At 70.9% G+C, this 20,502-nt stretch carries 14 protein-coding genes; 5 read left to right on the forward strand and 9 right to left on the reverse strand.

Annotated elements, in window-relative coordinates:
• The 7 genes from AB0D74_RS07085 to uvrC form a co-directional block, all read right to left on the reverse strand.
• Positions 1-1,212, reverse strand: a complete 1,212-nt coding sequence (locus AB0D74_RS07085; protein WP_362581367.1) for a phosphoglycerate kinase — start codon at positions 1,210-1,212, stop codon at positions 1-3.
• Between the two features lie 151 nt (positions 1,213-1,363).
• Complete coding sequence (gene gap, locus AB0D74_RS07090; protein WP_089100930.1) at positions 1,364-2,374, reverse strand: type I glyceraldehyde-3-phosphate dehydrogenase; 1,011 nt, start codon at positions 2,372-2,374, stop codon at positions 1,364-1,366.
• A gap of 274 nt (positions 2,375-2,648) precedes the next feature.
• Positions 2,649-5,603 carry a M14 family zinc carboxypeptidase gene (locus AB0D74_RS07095; RefSeq protein WP_362581369.1) on the reverse strand — a complete coding sequence of 985 codons (2,955 nt, stop codon included), beginning with the start codon at positions 5,601-5,603 and terminating at the stop codon, positions 2,649-2,651.
• A 168-nt stretch (positions 5,604-5,771) separates the two neighbouring features.
• Positions 5,772-6,761 (reverse strand): DNA-binding protein WhiA, encoded by a 990-nt coding sequence (whiA, locus tag AB0D74_RS07100; RefSeq protein WP_030791337.1) that lies wholly within the window; start codon positions 6,759-6,761, stop codon positions 5,772-5,774.
• The gene (gene yvcK, locus AB0D74_RS07105; RefSeq protein ID WP_362581372.1) at positions 6,752-7,819 is read right to left on the reverse strand and encodes a uridine diphosphate-N-acetylglucosamine-binding protein YvcK; all 1,068 of its coding nucleotides are present in this window, start codon (positions 7,817-7,819) and stop codon (positions 6,752-6,754) included. Before yvcK ends, whiA begins: the two co-directional genes overlap by 10 nt.
• A complete protein-coding gene (rapZ, locus tag AB0D74_RS07110; RefSeq protein ID WP_362581374.1) occupies positions 7,816-8,862 on the reverse strand; it encodes an RNase adapter RapZ in 1,047 nt (348 codons plus the stop codon). Before rapZ ends, yvcK begins: the two co-directional genes overlap by 4 nt.
• Positions 8,859-11,048 (reverse strand): excinuclease ABC subunit UvrC, encoded by a 2,190-nt coding sequence (uvrC, locus tag AB0D74_RS07115; protein ID WP_362581376.1) that lies wholly within the window; start codon positions 11,046-11,048, stop codon positions 8,859-8,861. Before uvrC ends, rapZ begins: the two co-directional genes overlap by 4 nt.
• Before the next feature lie 777 nt (positions 11,049-11,825).
• On the opposite strand from uvrC, the gene AB0D74_RS07120 reads away from it, so the two are divergent.
• Entirely contained in the window at positions 11,826-12,776 is a 951-nt protein-coding gene (locus AB0D74_RS07120) for a hypothetical protein (protein ID WP_362581378.1), read from the forward strand.
• A 24-nt stretch (positions 12,777-12,800) separates the two neighbouring features.
• On the opposite strand, the gene AB0D74_RS07125 is transcribed toward AB0D74_RS07120, so the two are convergent.
• A complete protein-coding gene (locus AB0D74_RS07125) occupies positions 12,801-13,229 on the reverse strand; it encodes a Rieske (2Fe-2S) protein (RefSeq protein ID WP_362581923.1) in 429 nt (142 codons plus the stop codon).
• Between the two features lie 333 nt (positions 13,230-13,562).
• Between AB0D74_RS07125 and AB0D74_RS07130 the strand changes: the two genes are divergently transcribed.
• Both AB0D74_RS07130 and AB0D74_RS07135 read left to right on the forward strand, forming a co-directional pair.
• A complete protein-coding gene (locus AB0D74_RS07130; RefSeq protein WP_362581380.1) occupies positions 13,563-14,657 on the forward strand; it encodes a LacI family DNA-binding transcriptional regulator in 1,095 nt (364 codons plus the stop codon).
• A complete protein-coding gene (locus tag AB0D74_RS07135) occupies positions 14,654-15,571 on the forward strand; it encodes a carbohydrate kinase (RefSeq protein ID WP_362581382.1) in 918 nt (305 codons plus the stop codon). The genes AB0D74_RS07130 and AB0D74_RS07135 overlap by 4 nt, the downstream gene beginning before the upstream one ends.
• Before the next feature lie 136 nt (positions 15,572-15,707).
• On the opposite strand, the gene uvrA is transcribed toward AB0D74_RS07135, so the two are convergent.
• Positions 15,708-18,773 carry an excinuclease ABC subunit UvrA gene (uvrA, locus tag AB0D74_RS07140; RefSeq protein ID WP_362581384.1) on the reverse strand — a complete coding sequence of 1,022 codons (3,066 nt, stop codon included), beginning with the start codon at positions 18,771-18,773 and terminating at the stop codon, positions 15,708-15,710.
• Positions 18,774-18,997: 224 nt separating this feature from the next.
• Between uvrA and AB0D74_RS07145 the strand changes: the two genes are divergently transcribed.
• Both AB0D74_RS07145 and AB0D74_RS07150 read left to right on the forward strand, forming a co-directional pair.
• A complete protein-coding gene (locus AB0D74_RS07145; protein ID WP_362581386.1) occupies positions 18,998-19,687 on the forward strand; it encodes a maleylpyruvate isomerase family mycothiol-dependent enzyme in 690 nt (229 codons plus the stop codon).
• Positions 19,688-19,731: 44 nt separating this feature from the next.
• On the forward strand, positions 19,732-20,388 hold the full coding sequence (locus AB0D74_RS07150) for an MBL fold metallo-hydrolase (protein ID WP_362581388.1): 657 nt from the start codon (positions 19,732-19,734) through the stop codon (positions 20,386-20,388).
• Positions 20,389-20,502: the final 114 nt, after the last annotated feature.

A 20,502-nucleotide genomic window follows, 5' to 3' on the forward strand; every position in this document is an offset into this window, starting at 1 on the left:
TCAGTCCTCCAGTGCGGCGAGGCCGGGGAGCGTCTTGCCCTCGAGGTATTCGAGGGAGGCGCCGCCACCGGTCGAGATGTGTCCGAACGCGTTCTCGTCGAAGCCGAGGATGCGCACGGCGGCTGCGGAGTCCCCGCCGCCGACGACGGTGAAGCCCTTGGACTCGACGAGGGCCTGGGCGACCGCCCGGGTGCCCGCGGCGTAGTCGGGGTGCTCGAAGACGCCCATGGGGCCGTTCCAGAAGACGGTGGCGGCGTCGGCGAGCTTCGAGGCGTACAGCTTGCCGGTCTCCGGGCCGATGTCCAGGCCCATCTGGCCGGCCGGCATGGCGTCCGCGGGGACCGTGTCGGGGTCGGTGGCACCCTTGGCCGACAGGTCCGGGAACGCGGGGGCGACCAGGGTGTCGACGGGCAGCACGATCTCGACGCCGGTCTTCTCGGCGCGCTCCAGGTACTCGGTGACGGTCTCGAGCTGGTCCTCCTGGAGGAGGGAGCTGCCGACCTCGTAGCCCTTGGCCTTCAGGAAGGTGTAGACCATGCCGCCGCCGACGAGGATGCGGTCGGCCTTGCCGAGCAGCTGGTCGATCACGGCGAGCTTGTCGGAGACCTTGGCACCGCCGAGCACGACGACGTACGGCCGCTGGACGTCCTCGGTGAGCTTCTTCAGGACGCCGACCTCGGTGGCGATGAGGTAGCCGGCGTAGTGCGGCAGCCGGGCCGGGAGGTCGTAGACGGAGGCGTGCTTGCGGTGCACGGCGCCGAAGCCGTCGCCGACGTAGACGTCCGCGAGGGCGGCGAGCCGGTCGGCGAACTCGCCGCGCTCGGTGTCGTCCTTGGCGGTCTCGCCGGCGTTGAAGCGCAGGTTCTCGATGACCGCGACCTGGCCGGGCTCCAGGCCGTTGACCGCGTCGTGGGCGGCGGGGCCGACGGTGTCCTGGGCGAACGCGACCGGGGCGCCGAGCAGTTCGGCGAGCCGTTCGGCGGCCTGGAGCAGGGAGAACTTCAGGTCCGGGGCGCCCTTGGGACGGCCCAGGTGGGAGGCGACGACCACCTTGGCGCCCGCGTCGGCGAGGGCCTTGACGGTGGGCAGGACGGCGCGGATGCGGCCGTCGTCGGTGATGAGACCGTCGGCCATCGGCACGTTGAGGTCGGCACGGACGAAGACCCGCTTGCCGTCGACCCCTTCGGCGAGGAGTTCGTCGATCGTCTTCATGGTTGGGGACTCCTACAGGAGGGCTCTTGATCGTACGAGGACTGATCGAACCGTATGCGGTCGGGTCGATCCTTACGTGCGTCAGGGCCCGGGCGGCGCGACCGTGCGCTGCCCGAGCCCTGCTACCGCATCGTGGTGCCTGTTCGGCCGATCAGAGCTGGTCGCCGACGAAGACCGTGAGGTCGACGAGGCGGTTGGAGTAGCCCCACTCGTTGTCGTACCAGCCGAGGATCTTCACCGTGTTGCCCTCCTGGACCATGGTCAGGGAGGAGTCGAAGGTGCAGGAGGCCGGGTCGCCGACGATGTCCGAGGAGACGATCTCGTCCTCGGTGTACGCCAGGTAGCCCTTCAGGTCGCCGTCCTCGGAGGCCTTCTTGAACGCGGCGTTGACCTCGTCCTTGGTGACCTCGCGCTGGAGCGTCACGACCAGGTCGGTGGCGGAGCCGGTCGGGACCGGGACGCGCATGGCGATGCCGTCGAGCTTGCCCTTGAGCTGCGGGAGGACCAGCGCGGTGGCCTTGGCGGCACCCGTGGTGGTCGGGATGATGTTCTCCGCGGCGGCCCGCGCGCGACGCAGGTCCTTGTGCGGGAAGTCCAGGATGCGCTGGTCGTTGGTGTACGCGTGCACCGTCGTCATCAGGCCCTTGACGATGCCGAAGTTCTCGTCGAGGACCTTAGCCATCGGCGCCACGCAGTTGGTGGTGCAGGACGCGTTGGAGATGACGTGGTGGTTGGCCGCGTCGTACTTGTCCTGGTTGACGCCCATCACGATGGTGATGTCCTCGTTCTTGGCCGGAGCCGAGATGAGGACCTTCTTGGCGCCGCCCGCGATGTGCTTGGCGGCGTCCTCCTTGTTGGTGAAGATGCCGGTCGACTCGATGACGATGTCGACGCCCAGGTCGCCCCACGGGATGTCGGCGGGGTTGCGCTCGGACAGCACCTTGATGGTGTGGCCGTCGACGGTGATCGTGTCGGCGGTGTGCGACACCTCGGCCTTGAGGCGGCCCAGGATCGTGTCGTACTTCAGCAGGTGCGCGGTGGTCGCGGTGTCACCCAGGTCGTTGACAGCCACGATCTCGATGTCAGCGCCCTGCTCCAGCAGCGCGCGGAAGTAGTTGCGACCGATACGACCGAAGCCGTTGATGCCTACGCGGATCGTCACGAACCGATCTCCTCGTTGGTACGCCGGCCATGCGGTGCCGGCGAGCTGTGTTTGGGATGTCCCCGACCACCCATGACCCTACCTCCCTGAGGCTTCCGTGGTGACATCCAGATGCCCCATACACGGCGAGGCGGCCCGTACCCGCCAGTAGGGGTACGGACCGCCCCGGATCCATGGTCGTATTGCCCTGGTTCATAAGGGAATGTCGACCGGTTTTTACCGCGCTTTCACTCGTTCGTGAGCGGGTCGGCTCACTTGTCGAGTGCCGTCGGCGTCAGTTGTCGAGTGCTGTCAACGCCTTCTTCACCAGAGCGGCACGATCGGCCGCGGAAGTGACCTGTTCCAGACCGAAACCGAGCAGCACGGTGCGGTCGGTGGTGACCGCTCCGTACGTCATGAACAGGGCGCCGGTCCGCTCCCAGTCCTTGAGGGCGGTCGGGCTGCCCGCGGGCGGGCCGGTCACGCTCCAGGGGCCGAGGGAGGTCTCGAAGCCCTCGGTCTCGGTGGCCGTGCCGCCGAGACCGAGCGAGGTGTCGTCGACGAGGACGCCGTGCCCGCCGCTGCTCGGGTCGGTGATGTAGGCGATGGAGATCTCGACGGTCTTCCCGGCGTAGGCGCTCAGGTCGAAGCTCACCGGCTGCCAGCCCGTCGAGCTGCCGGTGAAGCTGTTCCACGAGCCGCTGGTGCCGCTCGCGGTGCACTGGTTGTCCCCGATGGTCAGGTAGTGCTTGAGCCACGGGTGCTCGGCGATCAGGAAGCCCGCCCCGCACTCGCTGGGTACGGCGCTGCTGCTGGCCCCGTTCCTGTCGGGCAGGGTCGTCCAGTCGTCGCTGCCGACGACGTGCGCCTCGACGACCGCGTGGTCGTAGCCGGGCTCCGTGTCCCACAGCAGCCTGGCACCGAGGGTCGGCTGCTGGGACGCGGTGACACCGGTGAGGTCGACGGTGCGGGTGAGGCGCTTGTAGGCGTCGTCGGTGTGCACGGCCGCGGCCATGTACGACCCGGAGTACGGCCCGTACGGGTTGAGGGTCCCGGCGAACTGGCCCGCGCCCGCGCTCGCGAACTGGGGATAGGTGTCGGTGGAGAGCTCGTCGGAGGTGACGGCGTAGGTCCCGGCCTTGTCGAGCGGGTTGGCGGACGTGCCGCTCAGGGGTCCGGTGAAGCCGTCCAGCGCCGCGGAGCCGGTGAAGCCGGTGGCCCCCGGCGTCGACGTACGGGAGTAGGCGCCCAGGTAGTACTGGCTGAAGTCGTTGGAGGGCGTGCCGTCGGCGAGGTTCACGCTGCCGCCGGCCAGCTCGCCGGCCTCGACCAGCCTGCCGCCCTCGTTGAGGTAGGCGCGCAGCTGGAGCTGGGTGTCGTTGCCCGGACCGCTCGTGCCCGAGTAGTGGACGACGGTCCTGAAGTGCCCGAGCACGCCGAGCGCGTCGGGTGCGCCCTGGGTGGCGACGTCCCAGACGAGCGCCTTGCGCCCGGCGGCCTTCAGCGCGTCGACGTAGGTCTGCGCCTGGGTGGCCTTGGCGCCCTCCTCGGCGACCACCAGGGTGTCCGCCTTGGGCCGCTCGGCGACGGTGTACGTGAAGTGCGCGCTGGAGACCTTCCTGCCGCCCTTCGTCTCGCCGGTGAACCACACCTCGACCCGGTCGCCCGGGTCGCCGTCCTTCACCTCGGCCCGGTACTCGTCGAAGTAGAGGTTGTCGTCGCCGCCGTAGGTCCGGCCGCCCTTCCAGGGCTTCAGCGCCCTGTCGCGGATGCGTCCGCCGTCGACGCGGTACTTGAGCTCCTTGTCGCGGACCGCCTTGCGGACGACGACGGAGACCTGCTGGTCGGCACCGCGCGAGTACGACGTGGAGAAGGCCGCCGGGGTGAAGTCGGCGGCGCTCAGGCCGACCGAGGAGACCGGCTGGTCCGGGTGGGCGGCGGTCTCGGCGACGGAGAGCGCGAAGGGGATGTTCTTCGCGAACTCGTCCTGGATCAGTTTCTCGTCGTCCGGGTAGTTGAAGACCGACGGGCAGTCGGCGGCCTTCCAGGCGTCGTTCGGGTCGATGTCCGAGGCCGTCTGGCAGGTCGACATCTCCGGGGTGAACATCGCCATGCCGTTGACGTTCGACGCGTGGCCGTCCGCCTCGCCGTTGGTGGTGTACAGCTCCGAGGAGACCTGTGAGTGGTAGCCGGGGATCGCCGGGTTGTCCGGGGTGCCGGCGAGCGCCTTGTAGAGGACGTCGTCCGGGGTCGGGGTGGCCACCTGCCAGCCGACGCCGTAGAGGAGGAGTTCGGCGGCGGAGTGGTAGTTGATGCCGTACGTGAACCCGATCCGCTTCTCGAAGGAGTCGAGCGCCCTGGTCTCGGGCTCGGACTCGGGGCTCGCGCCGCGGTAGGTCTCGCTGGTGGGGTTGGGCGACGAGCCCTCGTCGTCGTAGCCCCACTTGTAACCGAAGTTGCGGTTGAGGTCGACGCCGTCACCCGTGCTGATGACACCGTCGCCGTTGACGTCCCGCAGGTTCTTGCGCCAGAGCCGGGTGCTGGAGTTCTGGAAGGTGTAGTCGTAGCCGTCGGGGTTGGCGGACAGCACGAACCACAGCTCGGTCGAGTCGACGATCTTCTTGACGCGCTTGTCGGTGCTGTAGTTGTCCAGGTAGTAGTGCATCAGCCGGCGGGTCATCTCCGGGGTGATCCACTCGCGCGCGTGCTGGTTGGACACGTACAGCACGGAGGGCTTGGCGCCGTCCTTCGACTTCTTCGCGCCCTTGGTCAGTTTGAGCGCGAGGATGTCCTGGCCGTCGAGCGTCTTGCCGATGGACTCGACCTTGGTGAGACCGGGGTTGGCCTGCGCGGTCGCGAGGATCTCCTGTTCGAGCCCGCCGGTGCCGCTGTACGGGCGGAACACGCCCTGGGAGGCGTCCTCCACGCGCGCCTCGGCCTTGGCCGACACCGTGTGCTCGGTGAGGTCGACGCCCTGTTTCTCCAGCTTCTTCGCCTGCTGGTCGGTGAGGTACAGCTCGACTTCCGTCCTGCCGGATCCGGTGACCTGGTCGCCGAGTTCATGGCCGTCCTGCCCGGCTGCGAGCAGGAGCGGAATCTGGTTCTTGGTGACGTCGGCGCGGAAGACCTTGACCTGGTCGGGGTCGGGCCTTCCCGGACTCCCGGTCTGCGCCTGGGCCATGGGTGCGAGTGCGGCCGAGCCGACGAGGAGCGCGCCGACAGCGAGGATCGATCTCGCTCTGTGTCTCATGAACCCCCCTAGCAGAGGTTCGCCACCGCGGCGAACCATGCCAGGCTCATGACACTTGATGATCCAGTCAAGGGTGACTCACAGCCGACCCATGGGAAATCCACTCACGTGTAAAGATCAGGTGCGGACGGCCCAACGCACCGCCCGCACCCGAGAACTGACGTGAGGTCAGCCGACCAGGTTGTCGGCCAGCTCCTCGGAGAGGTTGGCCTCGGTGCCCGGGATACCCAGATCGGACGCCCGCTTGTCGGCCATCGCGAGCAGCCGGCGGATCCGGCCCGCGACGGCGTCCTTGGTGAGCGGCGGGTCGGCGAGCGCGCCCAGCTCCTCCAGGGAGGCCTGCTTGTGCTCCATGCGCAGCCGGCCGGCCGCCGCGAGGTGCTCGGGAACCTCGTCGGCGAGGATCTCCAGCGCACGCTGGACGCGGGCACCGGCAGCGACGGCCGCGCGGGCGGAGCGGCGCAGGTTGGCGTCGTCGAAGTTGGCGAGGCGGTTCGCGGTGGCGCGGACCTCGCGCCGCATCCGGCGCTCCTCCCAGGCCAGCACCGACTCGTGCGCGCCGAGCCGGGTCAGCAGCGCGCCGATCGCGTCACCGTCACGGACGACCACTCGGTCCACCCCGCGCACCTCGCGGGCCTTCGCGGCGATGGACAGCCGGCGGGCGGCGCCGACCAGGGCCAGCGCGGCCTCCGGGCCCGGGCAGGTCACCTCCAGGGAGGAGGAACGGCCGGGCTCGGTCAGCGAGCCGTGCGCCAGGAAGGCGCCGCGCCAGGCCGCCTCGGCGTCGCAGGTGGCCCCGGAGACGACCTGCGGGGGCAGGCCCCGGATCGGCCGGCCCCGGCCGTCCACCAGCCCGGTCTGGCGGGCCAGCTGGTCGCCGCCCGCCACCACCCGCACGACGTACCGGGAGCCGCGGCGCAGCCCGCCGGGTGCCATCACGATCAGCTCGGAGCTGTGGCCGAAGATCTCCAGGATGTCCCGCTTGAGGCGCCGGGCCGCCATCGCGGTGTCCAGCTCCGCCTCGATCACGATGCGCCCGCTCACCAGGTGGAGGCCGCCCGCGAACCGCAGAATGGCGGAGACCTCCGCCTTCCGGCAGCAGGTCCGGGTGACGGGTAGCCGGGAGATCTCGTCCTTCACCGCTGCCGTCATCGCCATGGGCCGATCCTTCCATGCATCCGAAAAATACGGTCGTACGCGGCGGCCAACAGCTCCGGGTCGTGCCGGGGTGAACCGTCGGTCCGGGCCACGGGGCTCAGCTCGACCGCGGCTCCCAGCCGCTTGGCGGCCTCGGTGAGCGAGTCGCGGTCGGGCACGGCGGCCTCGTCGGCCAGCACCACGTCCAGGGCGAGTTTAGGGGCGTGTCGCCCCAAAACCTCCAAATGACGCTGCGGTGAGAAGCCTTCGGTTTCTCCCGGCTGCGGTGCCAGGTTCAAGGAGAGGACCTTACGGGCCTTGGTCTCGGTGAGCGCGTCCAGCAGATCGGGGACGAGCAGGTGCGGGATCACCGACGAGAACCAGGAGCCCGGGCCGAGCACCACCCAGTCCGCGTCCAGGACGGCCGCCACCGCCTCCGGCACGGCCGGCGGGTCGTGCGGCACCAGGTGCACGGACTGCACCTCGCCGGGCGTGAGCGCCACGGTGGCCTGCCCGCGAACGAGGTCCACCTCCTCCGGCCGCTCCGGGTCGTGCCCCTTGACCAGGGCCTGCAGCTCCAGCGGCACGGCGGACATCGGCAGCACGCGCCCGTGCGCGCCGAGCAGCCTGCCGACCAGGTCCAGGGCCTGGACGTGGTCGCCGAGCTGCTCCCACAGGGCGACGATCAGCAGATTGCCGACCGCGTGCTCGTGCAGGTCGCCCTTGGACTGGAAGCGGTGCTGGATGACCCGGGCCCAGGTCTGCCCCCAGTCGTCGTCACCGCACAGGGCGGCGAGGGCCTTGCGAAGATCACCCGGCGGGAGGACACCCAGCTCGTCGCGGAGGCGCCCGCTGGAGCCGCCGTCGTCGGCCACGGTGACGACGGCGGTGAGGTCGCCGGTGATCCGCCGCAGGGCGGCCAGCGAGGCGGACAGGCCCATGCCGCCGCCGAGGGCGACCACCTTGGGCTGGGCACCGCGGCGGCGCGGCCGGGCGCCGCGGGCCTCGACGGGACGGCCCGTGCGGGACTCGGGCACCATCCGGCGCAGCCTGCTCAGCCGTGGACTGCGCTCGGTCACTCGCGCCCCATGTCCCGGTGCACGACTACGGTCTCCACTCCCTCGGCGGCCAGGCGAGCGGCGAGCTTCTCGGACACGGCGACCGAGCGGTGCTTGCCGCCCGTGCAGCCGATGGCGATCGTCACGTAACGCTTGCCCTCACGCCGGTACCCGGTCGCGATCAGCCGCAGCAGCTCGGCGTACCGGTCGAGGAACTCCTTGGCGCCCGGCTGGTTGAAGACGTACGCCGACACCTCCTCGTTGAGGCCGGTGTACGGGCGCAGCTCCGGCACCCAGTGCGGGTTCGGCAGGAACCGCATGTCGGCGACCAGGTCGGCGTCGACCGGCAGGCCGTACTTGAAGCCGAACGACATCACCGTCGCCCGCAGCTCGGGCTCCTCCTCGCCGGCGAACTGGGCGTCCATCTTGGCGCGCAGCTCGTGCACGTTGAGGCTGGAGGTGTCGATCACCAGGTCGGCGTCGCCGCGCAGCTCGCGCAGCAGCTCCCGCTCGGCGGCGATCCCGTCCACGATCCGGCCGTCGCCCTGCAGCGGGTGCGGGCGGCGCACCGACTCGAAGCGGCGGACCAGGGCGTCGTCCGAGGACTCCAGGAAGACGATCCTGCGGGTGACGCCCCGGCTGTCGAGGTCGGCGAGGGACTCCCGCAGGTTGTCGAAGAAGCGCCGGCCGCGCACGTCCACGACGACCGCGATCCGCGCCACGTTGCCCTGGGAGCGGGCGCCCAGCTCGACCATGGTGGGGATGAGGGCCGGCGGGAGGTTGTCGACGACGAACCAGCCGAGGTCCTCCAGACACTTCGCCGCCGTCGAACGGCCGGCTCCCGACATGCCGGAGATGATCACCAGCTCGGGGATGGCCGCCTCGGGCACCCCGGCAGCGGTGGCGTCCGTGCTCACTTCTGCTCCGTTTTCCTGGACCGCTTCGGCTTGCGCCTCCTGCGGCTGATCCTGGCGCGCCTCGTTGTGCGTTTCCTTGGGCTCGCCCTGCGTTTCGCTGAACGCCGGATCTCGCTGTGCTGTGGGTTGTGCGTCGCGCTCGGTCATCTCTCCTGGCCCCGTCGATCGTCCGGGGCGCCCGCGGGTACGGGCTCCCCCGAGGCGTCCGCCGTCGTCTCGGGCGCCTCGTCTTCCCTGTCATCCATGATCTCTCCGGTCGCCGTGTTCACGGCGGGTGCGGCCGGGGCCGCCTGGGCGAGGGCCACGGCGATGGTCTCGGCCGTCTTGCGGCCTATCCCGGGTACTTCCTGGATCTGCTCGATTGTGGCGGATCGCAGCTTCTTCACCGAGCCGAAATGCTTGATCAACGCCTGTTTGCGGGTCTCGCCGAGCCCCGGTACGTCGTCCAGGGGGCTGGAGCGGAAGCGCTTGGCCCGTTTGGTGCGCTGGTAGGTGATGGCGAAGCGGTGCGCCTCGTCCCGGACGCGCTGGAGCAGGTAGAGACCCTCGCTGGTGCGCGGGAGGACCACCGGGTCGTCGTCCTCGGGCAGCCACACCTCTTCGAGGCGCTTGGCGAGGCCGCACACGGCGATGTCGTCGATACCGAGCTCGTCGAGCGCCCGCCGGGCGGCGGCGACCTGCGGCTGCCCGCCGTCGACGACCACCAGCTGGGGCGGGTAGGCGAACTTCTTGGGACGGCCGTCCTCGTCCTTGAAACCGTTGACGGGGGCGGCGTCGGAGGCCGCGTCGGGGGCGGGTGAGGGGCTGTCGGTCTCCGTGGTGCGGCCGGATTCCGTGGTGCGGCCGGATTCCGCGGTGGGGTCGGATTCGGCGCTGTGGTCGGATTCCGTGCGGGCGTCCTCGGCGCCGTCCTCCACCCACTCGCCGGTCCGCTCCTTCTCGGCGAGGTAGCGGCGGAAGCGGCGGGTGATCACCTCGTGCATGGAGCGCACGTCGTCCTGGCCGGCGAAGCCCTTGATCTGGAAGCGCCGGTACTCGCTCTTGCGCTGCAGGCCGTCCTCGAAGACGACCATGGAGGCCACCACGTCGTCGCCCTGGAGGTGCGAGATGTCGTAGCACTCGATGCGCAGCGGGGCGCTGTCCAGATCCAGGGCGTCGGCGATCTCCTCCAGCGCGCGCGAACGGGTGGTGAGGTCGGAGGCACGCTTGGTCTTGTGCAGGGCGAGCGCCTGCTGGGCGTTGCGCTCCACGGTCTCCATCAGGGCCTTCTTGTCGCCGCGCTGCGGGATGCGCAGCGAGACGTTCGACCCGCGGCGGCCGGTGAGCCACTCCTGGACCGGCTCCACCGGCTCGGGCAGCGCCGGGACCAGCACCTCCTTGGGGACGGCGTCCCCGGTCTCCTCGCCGTAGAGCTGCTGGAGGGCGTGCTCGACGAGAGCCCCGGTGGTGACGTCCTCCACCTTGTCCGTCACCCAGCCGCGCTGGCCGCGCACGCGTCCGCCGCGCACGTGGAAGATCTGGACGGCCGCCTCCAGCTCGTCCTCCGCGACGGCGATGAGGTCGGCGTCGGTCGCGTCGGCGAGCACGACCGCGTTCTTCTCCATGGCCTTCTTCAGGGCCTCGATGTCGTCGCGCAGCCGGGCGGCCCGCTCGTACTCCATCTCCTCGGCGGCCTCCGTCATCCGCTGCTCCAGACGGCGGAGGTAGGTGCCGGTGCGGCCGGCCATGAAGTCGCAGAACTCCTCGGCCAGTTCGCGGTGCTCGTCCGGCTCGACCCGGCCGACGCAGGGGGCCGAGCACTTGCCGATGTAGCCGAGCAGGCAGGGGCGGCCGGTGCGGGCGGCGTTCTTGAACACGCCGGCGGAGCAGGTGCGCACCGGGAACACGCGCAGCAGCAGGTCGACGGTGTCCCGGATCGCCCACGCGTGGCCGTACGGCCCGAAGTAGCGCACGCCCTTCTTCTTGTGACCGCGCATCACCTGGACCCGCGGGAACTCCTCGTTCATCGTCACCGCGAGGTACGGGTAGCTCTTGTCGTCGCGGTACTTCACGTTGAAGCGGGGGTCGTACTCCTTGATCCAGGAGTACTCCAGCTGGAGCGCCTCGACCTCCGTGGACACCACGGTCCACTCCACGGACGCCGCGGTGGTGACCATCGTCCGGGTGCGGGGGTGCAGGCTCGCCAGGTCCTGGAAGTAGTTCGCCAGGCGCTGGCGCAGGCTCTTCGCCTTTCCGACGTAGATCACCCGGCGGTGCTCGTCACGGAACCTGTACACCCCGGGACTGTCCGGGATCTGTCCCGGCTTGGGGCGGTAGCTGGAGGGGTCGGCCATGTCTCACACCCTACTGGCGAGCACCGACACCGCGACGAGCCTGTGGACAACCGCGGGCGGGGCGAGCGGGACGGCGGGGGTGCTCTGGGCGCTGCGCCGAGTGGGCTCCGGGGTTTCGTGGGCAGGGGTCCGTGCTCACCGGCTGCGGGCCGGGGACCGCGGAGGTGTGGCGAGAGACGCACTGTCGGAAGTCGGTACGAGGACTCCGCGGACTCCGCGCCGCTGGGCACACGCCCGGACCCGTGGCCGCCCATACCCGTGGCTGCCCATATCCGTGGCTGCCCATACCCGTGGGTGCCCGCCCGCCGCCGGCCGTCTCCTTCTCCTCCCGCCTGGAGGGCGGATCGCGAAACCGGACACCTCCGCGACATCGCGAGCCGTTCCGGCATGCCGCGGGCGCGGGACCGGTCCGCGACCGGTTCGGTGCGGCTCGGCTCGGCTTTCGCGGATCGCGGCGGATCTTGCTCTGCTTCCTCCGCAAATCGACCCCTCGCCCCCGTACGATCTCCGGCCTGCCGGCCGGAAGCGGCACGGCCGCACCCGCGCGGTCCCGCCGGAGACGGGGTCGTACCCCGGCCAGGTGGGCGCTCCCGACCGGCCGAAGGTGTTGTCGGGGATTGGTCAACACGCTTCAATGCGGTGGAACTCGGGGCCGTGAGCGACGGCCTGCGGACGCGGCATGCCCAGGTACGGCCGCCCCGGGCGCCGACGGGGTGGCCCCGAGCCGCGCCAACGGCCTGACCAGCCGTTGAACCCCCCGACAGAAAGGCCCCCTGCATGCGGCACGGCACACAGCACGCGGACGTCGCGACCGCGGAACTGGACTCGGCCCTGAGCGGCGGCCCCTTCCACGTGGCCCTGCGCGCCGCGATCGCCGCCCGGGGACTGCCGCTCCAGCGCGTGCAGCACCACCTGTCCCGCTACGGCGTCAAAGTGGGCGTCACCAGCCTGAGTTACTGGCAGCAGGGCGCCCGCCGGCCCCAGCGCCCGGAGTCGCTGCGGGCCGTCCGCGCACTGGAGGAGATACTCCAGCTCCCGGACGAGTCCCTGATCCGGCTGCTCGCCGAGAGCGCCGACCAGGAGCCTGCCGTGCGCCGCCCCGCCGCCCGCTCCTACCGCTCCCTGCTGGAGGCCTGCGACGTCCTGGACCGGATGCAGGCCGAACTCGACTGGTCCCGCGACGGCGGCCTGCACACCCTGGGACACCACGAGCGGGTACGGATCGGCGCCCACCGTGAACTGGCCGCCCGCGAGTCGCAGCACATCGTCCGCGCCCACCGGGACGGGGTCGACCGCTTCGTGGCCGTCCACCACGGCGACCCCGGCTGCGCCCCGCAGCACATGACCGTGCGTGCGCTGGAGAACTGCCGTGCGGGACGCGTCCGTTCGGACCCGGAGACCGGCCTCCTCGTCGCCGAACTCCTCTTCGGCACGCGTCTGCGCTCCGGCGACACCTTCCTCTTCCGCTACGCCGTCGAGGACGGCACGGCCGGTGTCTCACGCGAGTACGTCCGCGGTTTCGGTTTTCCGGGCGGCCAGTACACCCTTCAGGTGCGTTTCGCCGCCGACGCCCTGCCGACGCGCTGCCACCGCTTCGCCCAGCACTCGGCTGCGGCCCCCCGCAGCGGGCGGCAGACCCTGCCGTTGAGCGGAGTGCACCGCTCCGTCCACGTGGTCGAACCCCGGGTACGGCCGGGTCTGCTGGGGATCGGCTGGGACTGGGAGTGAACCGGCGCTGAGCCCCAGCCCCGGTCAGGCGCCGGGGCCCGCCACGATCCGGCCGTTCGCCGCCTTGACCGGCAACTCGTTCAGCGGCTCGGTGGCCGGCGACCGCACCACCTTCCCGGTCGCGGCGTCGAACTCGCTGCCGTGGCAGGGGCAGACCAGGGTCGTGCCCTGGAGTTTGTTGATCGGGCACCCCGCGTGCGTGCAGATCGTGCTGTACGCCTTCAGCGCGCCGTCGGCGGACCGGCTGACGACCACGTTGTGCTCCCGGTAGAGCCGGGCGCCGCCCTCGGCGACCTCGCTCTCGGCACCGAGGTCGACCGGTGCGGTCGGCGTGGCCGCCGCCGTGGCCGCACCGCCGGGCGCCTTGCAGGCGGCGGCCCCCAGTCCGGCGGCCGATGTGACGGCCGCTCCGCGCAGGACGGTACGGCGGCTCGCGAAGGGGCGGGCGGGCACGATGGGCTCCAGGTGGATCGGGGCGGTGCGGGACTCCGGGAGACAGCCGCCCGGGACCGTGCGAGAAGACACTACCTGGGCGGATCGCACCGCTTCGGGGTGGGGGGCGTCGTGGGGCGCGGTGAGGGCGGCAGGCTCACTCGAAAGCGCGTAAACGCTTGCGCAAGCGTTTACGCGATCGTCTCCGATGGGGTAGCTTCCGGCCGGGGATCCCGCGAACGTCCGCGGGATCCTCGGGACGTCCGAGCGGGAACCGGCGTACCGACGTGTCCTGGCAGCCCGAGCCGGAACCAGAGCGCCCTCGCCCCGGGCGGGGGCGACGAGGGGAGTCCCATGCCCACCATGGCCGACGTCGCCCGGAGCGCCGGTGTCTCCGTGGCGACGGTCTCCCATGTGCTGAACGAGACCCGCCCGGTGCTGCCGCACACCCGTCAGGCCGTGCTCGACGCCATCGAGGAGCTGGGCTACACGCCCAACACCCTGGCCCGCTCCCTGGTCACGTCCCGCACCCGTTCCATCGGGCTCGCGGTGTCGGCGATCAGCAACCCCTACTTCACGGAGATCCTCCAGGGCGTCGAGGCGGCTGCCCTGGAGCGCGGCTACAGCCTGCTCATCGCCGACCCGCACGACGACCCCGAGCACGAACGCAAGGTCGTCCAGCTCCTCCACGAGCGCCGCGTCGACGGCCTGATCGTCGCCCCCTCCGCCGACCCGCGCGCACTCCTCGCCTACCTCGGCCGTCATGCCGTACCGACCGTCCTCCTCGACCGGGTCATCGACGGCCGCACGGACATCGCTCCGCCCTTCGACCAGGTCTGCGCCGAGAACACCGAGCCGATGGCCCGGCTCGTCACCCATCTCGCCGGTCTCGGGCACCGCCGGATCGGCCTGGTCGCGGGGCTGCCCGGGCTGAGCACCACCAGCGAGCGGGTCGCCGGCTACCGGCAGGGGCTGGACACGGCCGGGCTGCCCTTCGAGGACTGCCTGGTCGTCCCCGGCGACTCGGAGTCCGCGGGCGCCGAGCGGGCCACCGCCGCCCTGCTGTCCCTCGCCGCCCCGCCCACGGCACTCGTCACCGCCAACAACGCGATGACCATCGGTGCCCTGCGCGTTCTGCGCGCGCGGGGCCTGTCCGTACCGGACGACATCGTCCTGTGCTGTTTCGACGACTTCGCCTGGGCCGACCTCTTCTCGCCCCGGCTCACCGCCATCGCCCAGCCCAGCAGGGAACTCGGCGCCGAAGCGGTTCGGGTGCTCCTGGAGCGGCTGGCCTCACCCGACCGGCCCGCCCGGACCGTACGGCTCCCCTGCGCCTTCGTGCACCGGACGTCGTGCGGGTGCCGGGAGGAGGACAGCGCCGCGGGCACCCCTGGCACCACCCTTTGCGCCCCTGAGCCCCAGCACCCCGGGAAAGGACCCCTCTCGTGATCGTCGTCGCCGGTGAGGCACTGATCGACCTGGTACCGCAGGGCACGGGCGCCCTCGCGGCCCTGCAGCCGGCGCTCGGCGGCGGCCCGTACAACACGGCCGTGGCCCTCGGCCGCCTGGGCTCCCTCACCGTGTTCTGCTCCCGGGCCTCCCGTGACGCCTTCGGCGAGGCCCTGCTGGACGGACTGCGTCGGGCGGGGGTGGATGTCTCCCTGGTGGAGCGCGGCCCGGAACCGACCACCCTCGCGGCTGCCACGATCGACCCGCGGGGCTCCGCCTCCTACTCCTTCTACGTCGAGGGCACGGCCGACCGCCTGTTCACCTCCTCCGCCGGCCTCCCCGCCAGGGCCCGGGCCGTCTCCTTCGGCACGCTCTCGCTCGTCCTGGAACCGGGGGCGAGCGCCTATGAGGAGCTGATGCGCGACGCGGCCGGGCGGGGCCTGTTCACCGCACTCGACCCGAACATCCGGGCGGGTCTGATCGCGGATCCGGACGCCTACCGGGCCCGTTTCAAGAGCTGGCTGCCCTCGGTGACGCTCCTCAAGCTCTCGGAGGAGGATGCCCTGTGGCTCGGCGGCACTCCGCACGAATGGCTGGCGGCGGGTCCTTCGGCCGTGGTGATCACCCACGGCGGTGACGGTCTCAGTGCCTTCACCCGCGACGGCACCGTGTACGCCGTCCCCGGTGAGGAGGTCGCCGTCGTGGACACGATCGGCGCCGGTGACACGGTGAACGCGGCTCTGCTGCACGGTCTGGCAGCGCAGGACGCACTGTCCGCCGAGGCGCTCCTGGGGCTGGGCGCCGACGGCTGGACGGGGCTGCTGCGATTCGCGGCGCGGGCGGCAGCGGTCACGTGCTCCCGGGCGGGCGCGGAACCGCCGTACGCCTCCGAGCTCGAAGGCTTCTCGCTCTGACTCGCTGTTGAGGGGTCAAGGTCCGTCGTGGCCGCGGAAATCGGGCGGCTGATCGTGGAACGAACGGCGCCCCGCGAGGAGTTCCCGCGGGGCGCCGCACTTTTCTGGATTTTTCCGAACCCGCCGCCCGGAAGGCTCAGGCCTTGCGGGCCCGCGTCGTCTTCTTCGCGGGCGCCGCCTTCTTCGTGGCCCCGGCCGCCTTCTTCGTGACCGTGCTGTCGGCGGTCGTGCCGTCGGAGGCCTTGGCGGTCGCCGTCTTCCTCGCCGCCGTCGACTTGGCCGCGACGGTCTTCTTCGCCGCGACCGTCTTCTTCGCCGCCGTCCTGCGCGGCGCCTTCACCGAGCTGGCGTCGCTGATGCGGTCGGCGCCGAGGATCTCGCGCAGGAACTTGCCGGTGTGGCTGGCGGGGACTCCGGCGACCTCCTCGGGCGTGCCCTCCGCGACGACGAGTCCGCCGCCGGCACCGCCCTCCGGACCCATGTCGACGACCCAGTCGGCGGTCTTGATCACGTCGAGGTTGTGCTCGATGACGATGACCGTGTTGCCCTTGTCGACGAGGCCCCCGAGGACCTTCAGCAGCTTGCTGATGTCCTCGAAGTGCAGACCGGTGGTCGGCTCGTCCAGGACGTAGACCGTGCGCCCGGTGGAGCGCTTCTGCAGTTCGCTGGCAAGCTTCACGCGCTGTGCCTCGCCGCCGGACAGGGTGGTCGCGGACTGGCCGAGGCGGACGTAGCCGAGGCCGACGTCCTTCAGCGTGTTGAGGTGCCGGGCGATCGACGGGACGGCCTCGAAGAACCCCGTGGCCTCCTCGATCGGCATGTTCAGGACCTCGGCGATGGACTTGCCCTTGTAGTGGACCTCCAGGGTCTCCCGGTTGTACCGGGCACCATGGCAGACCTCGCACGGGACGTAGACGTCCGGGAGGAAGTTCATCTCGATCTTGATGGTGCCGTCGCCCGCGCAGTTCTCGCAGCGACCGCCCTTGACGTTGAAGGAGAAGCGGCCCGGCAGGTAGCCGCGGACCTTCGCCTCGGTGGTCTCGGCGAACAGCTTGCGGATGTGGTCGAAGACGCCGGTGTACGTGGCCGGGTTCGACCGCGGGGTGCGGCCGATGGGCGACTGGTCGACGTGCACGACCTTGTCGACGAGGTCGTCGCCGTCCACACGCGTGTGCCGGCCGGGGACGCTCCGCGCGCCGTTCAGCTCGCGGGCCAGGTGCGTGTACAGGATGTCGTTGACCAGCGTCGACTTGCCGGACCCTGACACGCCCGTGACCGCCGTGAAGACGCCCAGCGGGAAGGACACGTCGATGTCCTGGAGGTTGTTCTCACGGGCGCCGTGCACGGTGAGCCGGCGGGACGGGTCCTGCGGACGGCGGATGTCGGGCAGCGGGATCGCCTTCCGGCCCGACAGGTACTGGCCGGTCTGCGACTCCTCGTTCGCCAGCAGCTCCTTCAGGGAGCCGCTGTGCACGACCTTGCCGCCGTGCTCACCGGCGCCGGGGCCGATGTCGACGATCCAGTCGGCGACCTTGATGGTGTCCTCGTCGTGCTCGACGACGATGAGCGTGTTGCCCATGTCGCGGAGCCGGACCAGGGTCTCGATCAGCCGGTGGTTGTCGCGCTGGTGCAGGCCGATCGACGGCTCGTCGAGGACGTAGAGGACGCCGACGAGACCGGAGCCGATCTGGGTGGCCAGGCGGATGCGCTGGGCCTCGCCGCCGGAGAGGGTGCCCGCCGCGCGGTTGAGCGAGAGGTAGTCCAGGCCGACGTCGACCAGGAACTTCAGCCGCTCGTTGACCTCCTTGAGCACGCGCTCGGCGATCTTCTTGTCGCGCGCGTTGAGCCTGAGCTCGCCCAGGAAGTCGGCGCAGTCGCTGATGGACATCGCCGAGACCTCGGCGATCGACTTGTCCATGATCGTGACCGCGAGGACGATCGGCTTCAGGCGCGTGCCCTGGCAGGTGGGGCAGGGCACCTCGCGCATGTAGCCCTCGAAGCGCTCGCGGCTGGCGTCGCTCTCGGCCTCGCTGTGCCGGCGCTTCACGAACGGCACGGCACCCTCGAAGGGCGTGGTGTACACGCGCTCGCGGCCGTACCGGTTGCGGTAGCGGACCTCGATCTGCGTCTTGTGGCCGTAGAGCAGGGCCTTCCTGGCACGCTGCGGCAGCCCGGCGAAGGGGATGTCCGTACGGAATCCCAGCGCGTCCGCGAGGGCGCCGACCAGGCGGCCGAAGTAGTCCTTGGTGTGGCCGTGCGACCAGGGGTGGATGGCACCCTCGTCGAGCGACTTGTCCTCGTCCGGGACGATCAGCTCCGGGTCGACCTCCATGCGGGTGCCGATGCCGGTGCACTCGGGGCAGGCGCCGAAGGGCGAGTTGAAGGAGAAGGAGCGGGGCTCCAGCTCCTCGAAGGACAGGTCGTCGTACGGGCAGTACAGGTGCTCCGAGTACATGCGCTCGCGCTCCGGGTCGTCCTCGGGGAGGTCGACGAAGTCGAGCACGACCATGCCGCCGGACAGGCCGAGCGCGGTCTCCACGGAGTCGGTGAGGCGGCGCTTGGCGGTGTCCTTCACCGTGAGGCGGTCGACGACCACCTCGATGGTGTGCTTCTCCTGCTTCTTCAGGGTCGGCGGTTCGGAGAGCTGGATGGTCTCGCCGTCCACGCGCGCGCGGGAGTAGCCCTTGGTCTGGAGGTCGGCGAAGAGGTCGACGAACTCGCCCTTGCGCTCGCGCACCAGCGGTGAGAGCACCTGGAAGCGGCTCCCCTCGGGGAGCTCCAGGACCTTGTCCACGATGGCCTGCGGCGACTGGCGGGAGATCGGGCGGCCACACTCGGGGCAGTGCGGCTTGCCGATGCGCGCGAAGAGCAGCCGCAGGTAGTCGTAGACCTCGGTGATGGTGCCGACCGTCGAGCGCGGGTTGCGCGAGGTCGACTTCTGGTCGATGGACACCGCCGGGGACAGACCCTCGATGAAGTCCACGTCCGGCTTGTCCATCTGGCCGAGGAACTGGCGGGCGTACGAGGAGAGCGACTCCACGTAGCGGCGCTGGCCCTCGGCGAAGATCGTGTCGAAGGCCAGGGAGGACTTGCCCGAACCGGACAGACCCGTGAAGACGATGAGCGAGTCACGAGGCAGGTCGAGCGAGACGTTCTTCAGGTTGTGCTCGCGCGCGCCACGGACGATGAGACGGTCGGCCACAGCCGGTCCGCACCTTTCTTGAGAGAAGTGGCAGGGGCAGGGCCCCGTGCTTCTTCAGACTAGGGGGAGCCACTGACAACGCCGGTCGGATTCCTGGATGCGTGAACAATCCCGGACCATCCAGCATGCCCGACGCCGCCACCGACGATATAGCACGCGCATTCGATTTACGGAGCTGGTGCGAAACCTTCACCCGAAGGTGTGGCGGGGCTACTGTCAGCCCCATGATTGATCACGCTCATGACCTGGCGTCTGTACAGGAAGCGACCGACCGGCTCCTCACCGCTGCCGCCGCCCTGGACAACGCGGCCGGCGCGCGACCGTCACGGCTGCCCGGCTGGACGGTCGGCCACGTTCTGGCCCACCTGGCGCGCAACGCGGACGCGCTCGCCAACGTCCTGGACGGGCGTCCCATGTACGTCTCCGCCGAGGTGCGGGACGCCGACATCGAGCGGGACGCCCCGCGCGCGCTGGACGTCCACCTCGACGACCTGCGCGCGAGCCATGCCGGATTCCGGGCCCGGGCGGCCGAGCCCGCGGACTGGACGCGCGCGGTGGAGCTGCGCAACGGGGTCACCGACATCGCCTCCCGGGTGCCGTTCCGCCGCTGGGCCGAGGTCGAGCTGCACCATGTCGACCTCGGGATCGGGTACGAGCTGGAGGACCTGCCGACGGAGTTCGCCGAGCGGGAGATCGACTTTCTCGCGGAGCGCTTCGGCGGGCACCCGGAGGTCCCGTCGACCGGGCTGCGCAGCGACGGCGGCCGGGTCTGGACCACGGGCGGCGGTGCGCCGGGAGGGCCGGTCGCCGTCGAGGGATCCGCCGCCGACCTGCTCGGCTGGCTGGCCGGCCGCCGCGACGGCTCGGCCCTGCTCGTGAAGGGCGGCTCCCTGCCCGCGCTGCCGCCGCTGTAACGTGCGGCACATCGCCGCCCGCTCCCCGCTATAGGCTGACCGCCATGACGTACAGCGGAGAGGTGACGGTCGGCGGACCGGCGGACGTGCACGAGCTCAAGGACCTGATGATCACCAAGATCGCGGTCGGGCCGATGGACAACAACGCCTATCTGCTGCGCTGCCGCGCCACCGACGAGCAGCTGCTGATCGACGCGGCCAACGACGCGGAGACGCTCCTCGGCACGATCGGTGACGACGGCATCGCGTCCGTCGTCACCACGCACCAGCACGGCGACCACTGGCAGGCGCTGGCCGAGGTCGTCGCCGCGACCGGCGCGCGGACGTACGCGGGCCGCGCGGACGCGCCCGGCATCCCGGTCACCACCGACGTCCTCGTCGGCGACGGCGACGTGATCCGGGTCGGCCGCGTCGAGCTGACCGCCCGCCACCTGGTCGGCCACACCCCGGGCTCCATCGCCCTGGTCTACGACGACCCGCACGGCCATCCGCACGTCTTCACCGGGGACTGCCTCTTCCCCGGCGGCGTCGGCAACACGCGCAAGGACCCGAAGGCCTTCGCGAGCCTGATCCACGACGTCGAGACGAAGATCTTCGACGTGCTGCCGGACGAGACCTGGGTGTACCCGGGGCACGGCAACGACACCACGCTCGGCACGGAACGCCCCCACCTGCCGGAGTGGCACGCGCGCGGCTGGTGAGTGCCGAGGGGGCGCCCGAGGCTGGAGCGAGGAGCGCCGGTGGTGAGAGCGGGGCGCGCGGGCCCATCGCGCGCCCCGTGTGAACAGTTCGCACGCGTCGGCGCCCGGCGCACG

The sequence above is a fragment of the Streptomyces sp. NPDC048278 genome, assembly GCF_040652195.1.
Taxonomy (GTDB): Bacteria; Actinomycetota; Actinomycetes; order Streptomycetales; family Streptomycetaceae; genus Streptomyces.

Excerpts from the sequence above, each read along its gene's own strand:
- AB0D74_RS07085 (WP_362581367.1), bottom strand. The coding sequence starts at position 1,212 with ATGAAGACGATCGACGAACTCCTCGCCGAAGGGGTCGACGGCAAGCGG.
- AB0D74_RS07095 (WP_362581369.1), bottom strand. The coding sequence starts at position 5,603 with ATGAGACACAGAGCGAGATCGATCCTCGCTGTCGGCGCGCTCCTCGTC.
- whiA (WP_030791337.1), bottom strand. The coding sequence starts at position 6,761 with ATGGCGATGACGGCAGCGGTGAAGGACGAGATCTCCCGGCTACCCGTC.
- rapZ (WP_362581374.1), bottom strand. The coding sequence starts at position 8,862 with ATGACCGAGCGCGACGCACAACCCACAGCACAGCGAGATCCGGCGTTC.
- uvrC (WP_362581376.1), bottom strand. The coding sequence starts at position 11,048 with ATGGCCGACCCCTCCAGCTACCGCCCCAAGCCGGGACAGATCCCGGAC.
- AB0D74_RS07120 (WP_362581378.1), top strand. The coding sequence starts at position 11,826 with ATGCGGCACGGCACACAGCACGCGGACGTCGCGACCGCGGAACTGGAC.
- AB0D74_RS07130 (WP_362581380.1), top strand. The coding sequence starts at position 13,563 with ATGCCCACCATGGCCGACGTCGCCCGGAGCGCCGGTGTCTCCGTGGCG.
- AB0D74_RS07145 (WP_362581386.1), top strand. The coding sequence starts at position 18,998 with ATGATTGATCACGCTCATGACCTGGCGTCTGTACAGGAAGCGACCGAC.
- AB0D74_RS07150 (WP_362581388.1), top strand. The coding sequence starts at position 19,732 with ATGACGTACAGCGGAGAGGTGACGGTCGGCGGACCGGCGGACGTGCAC.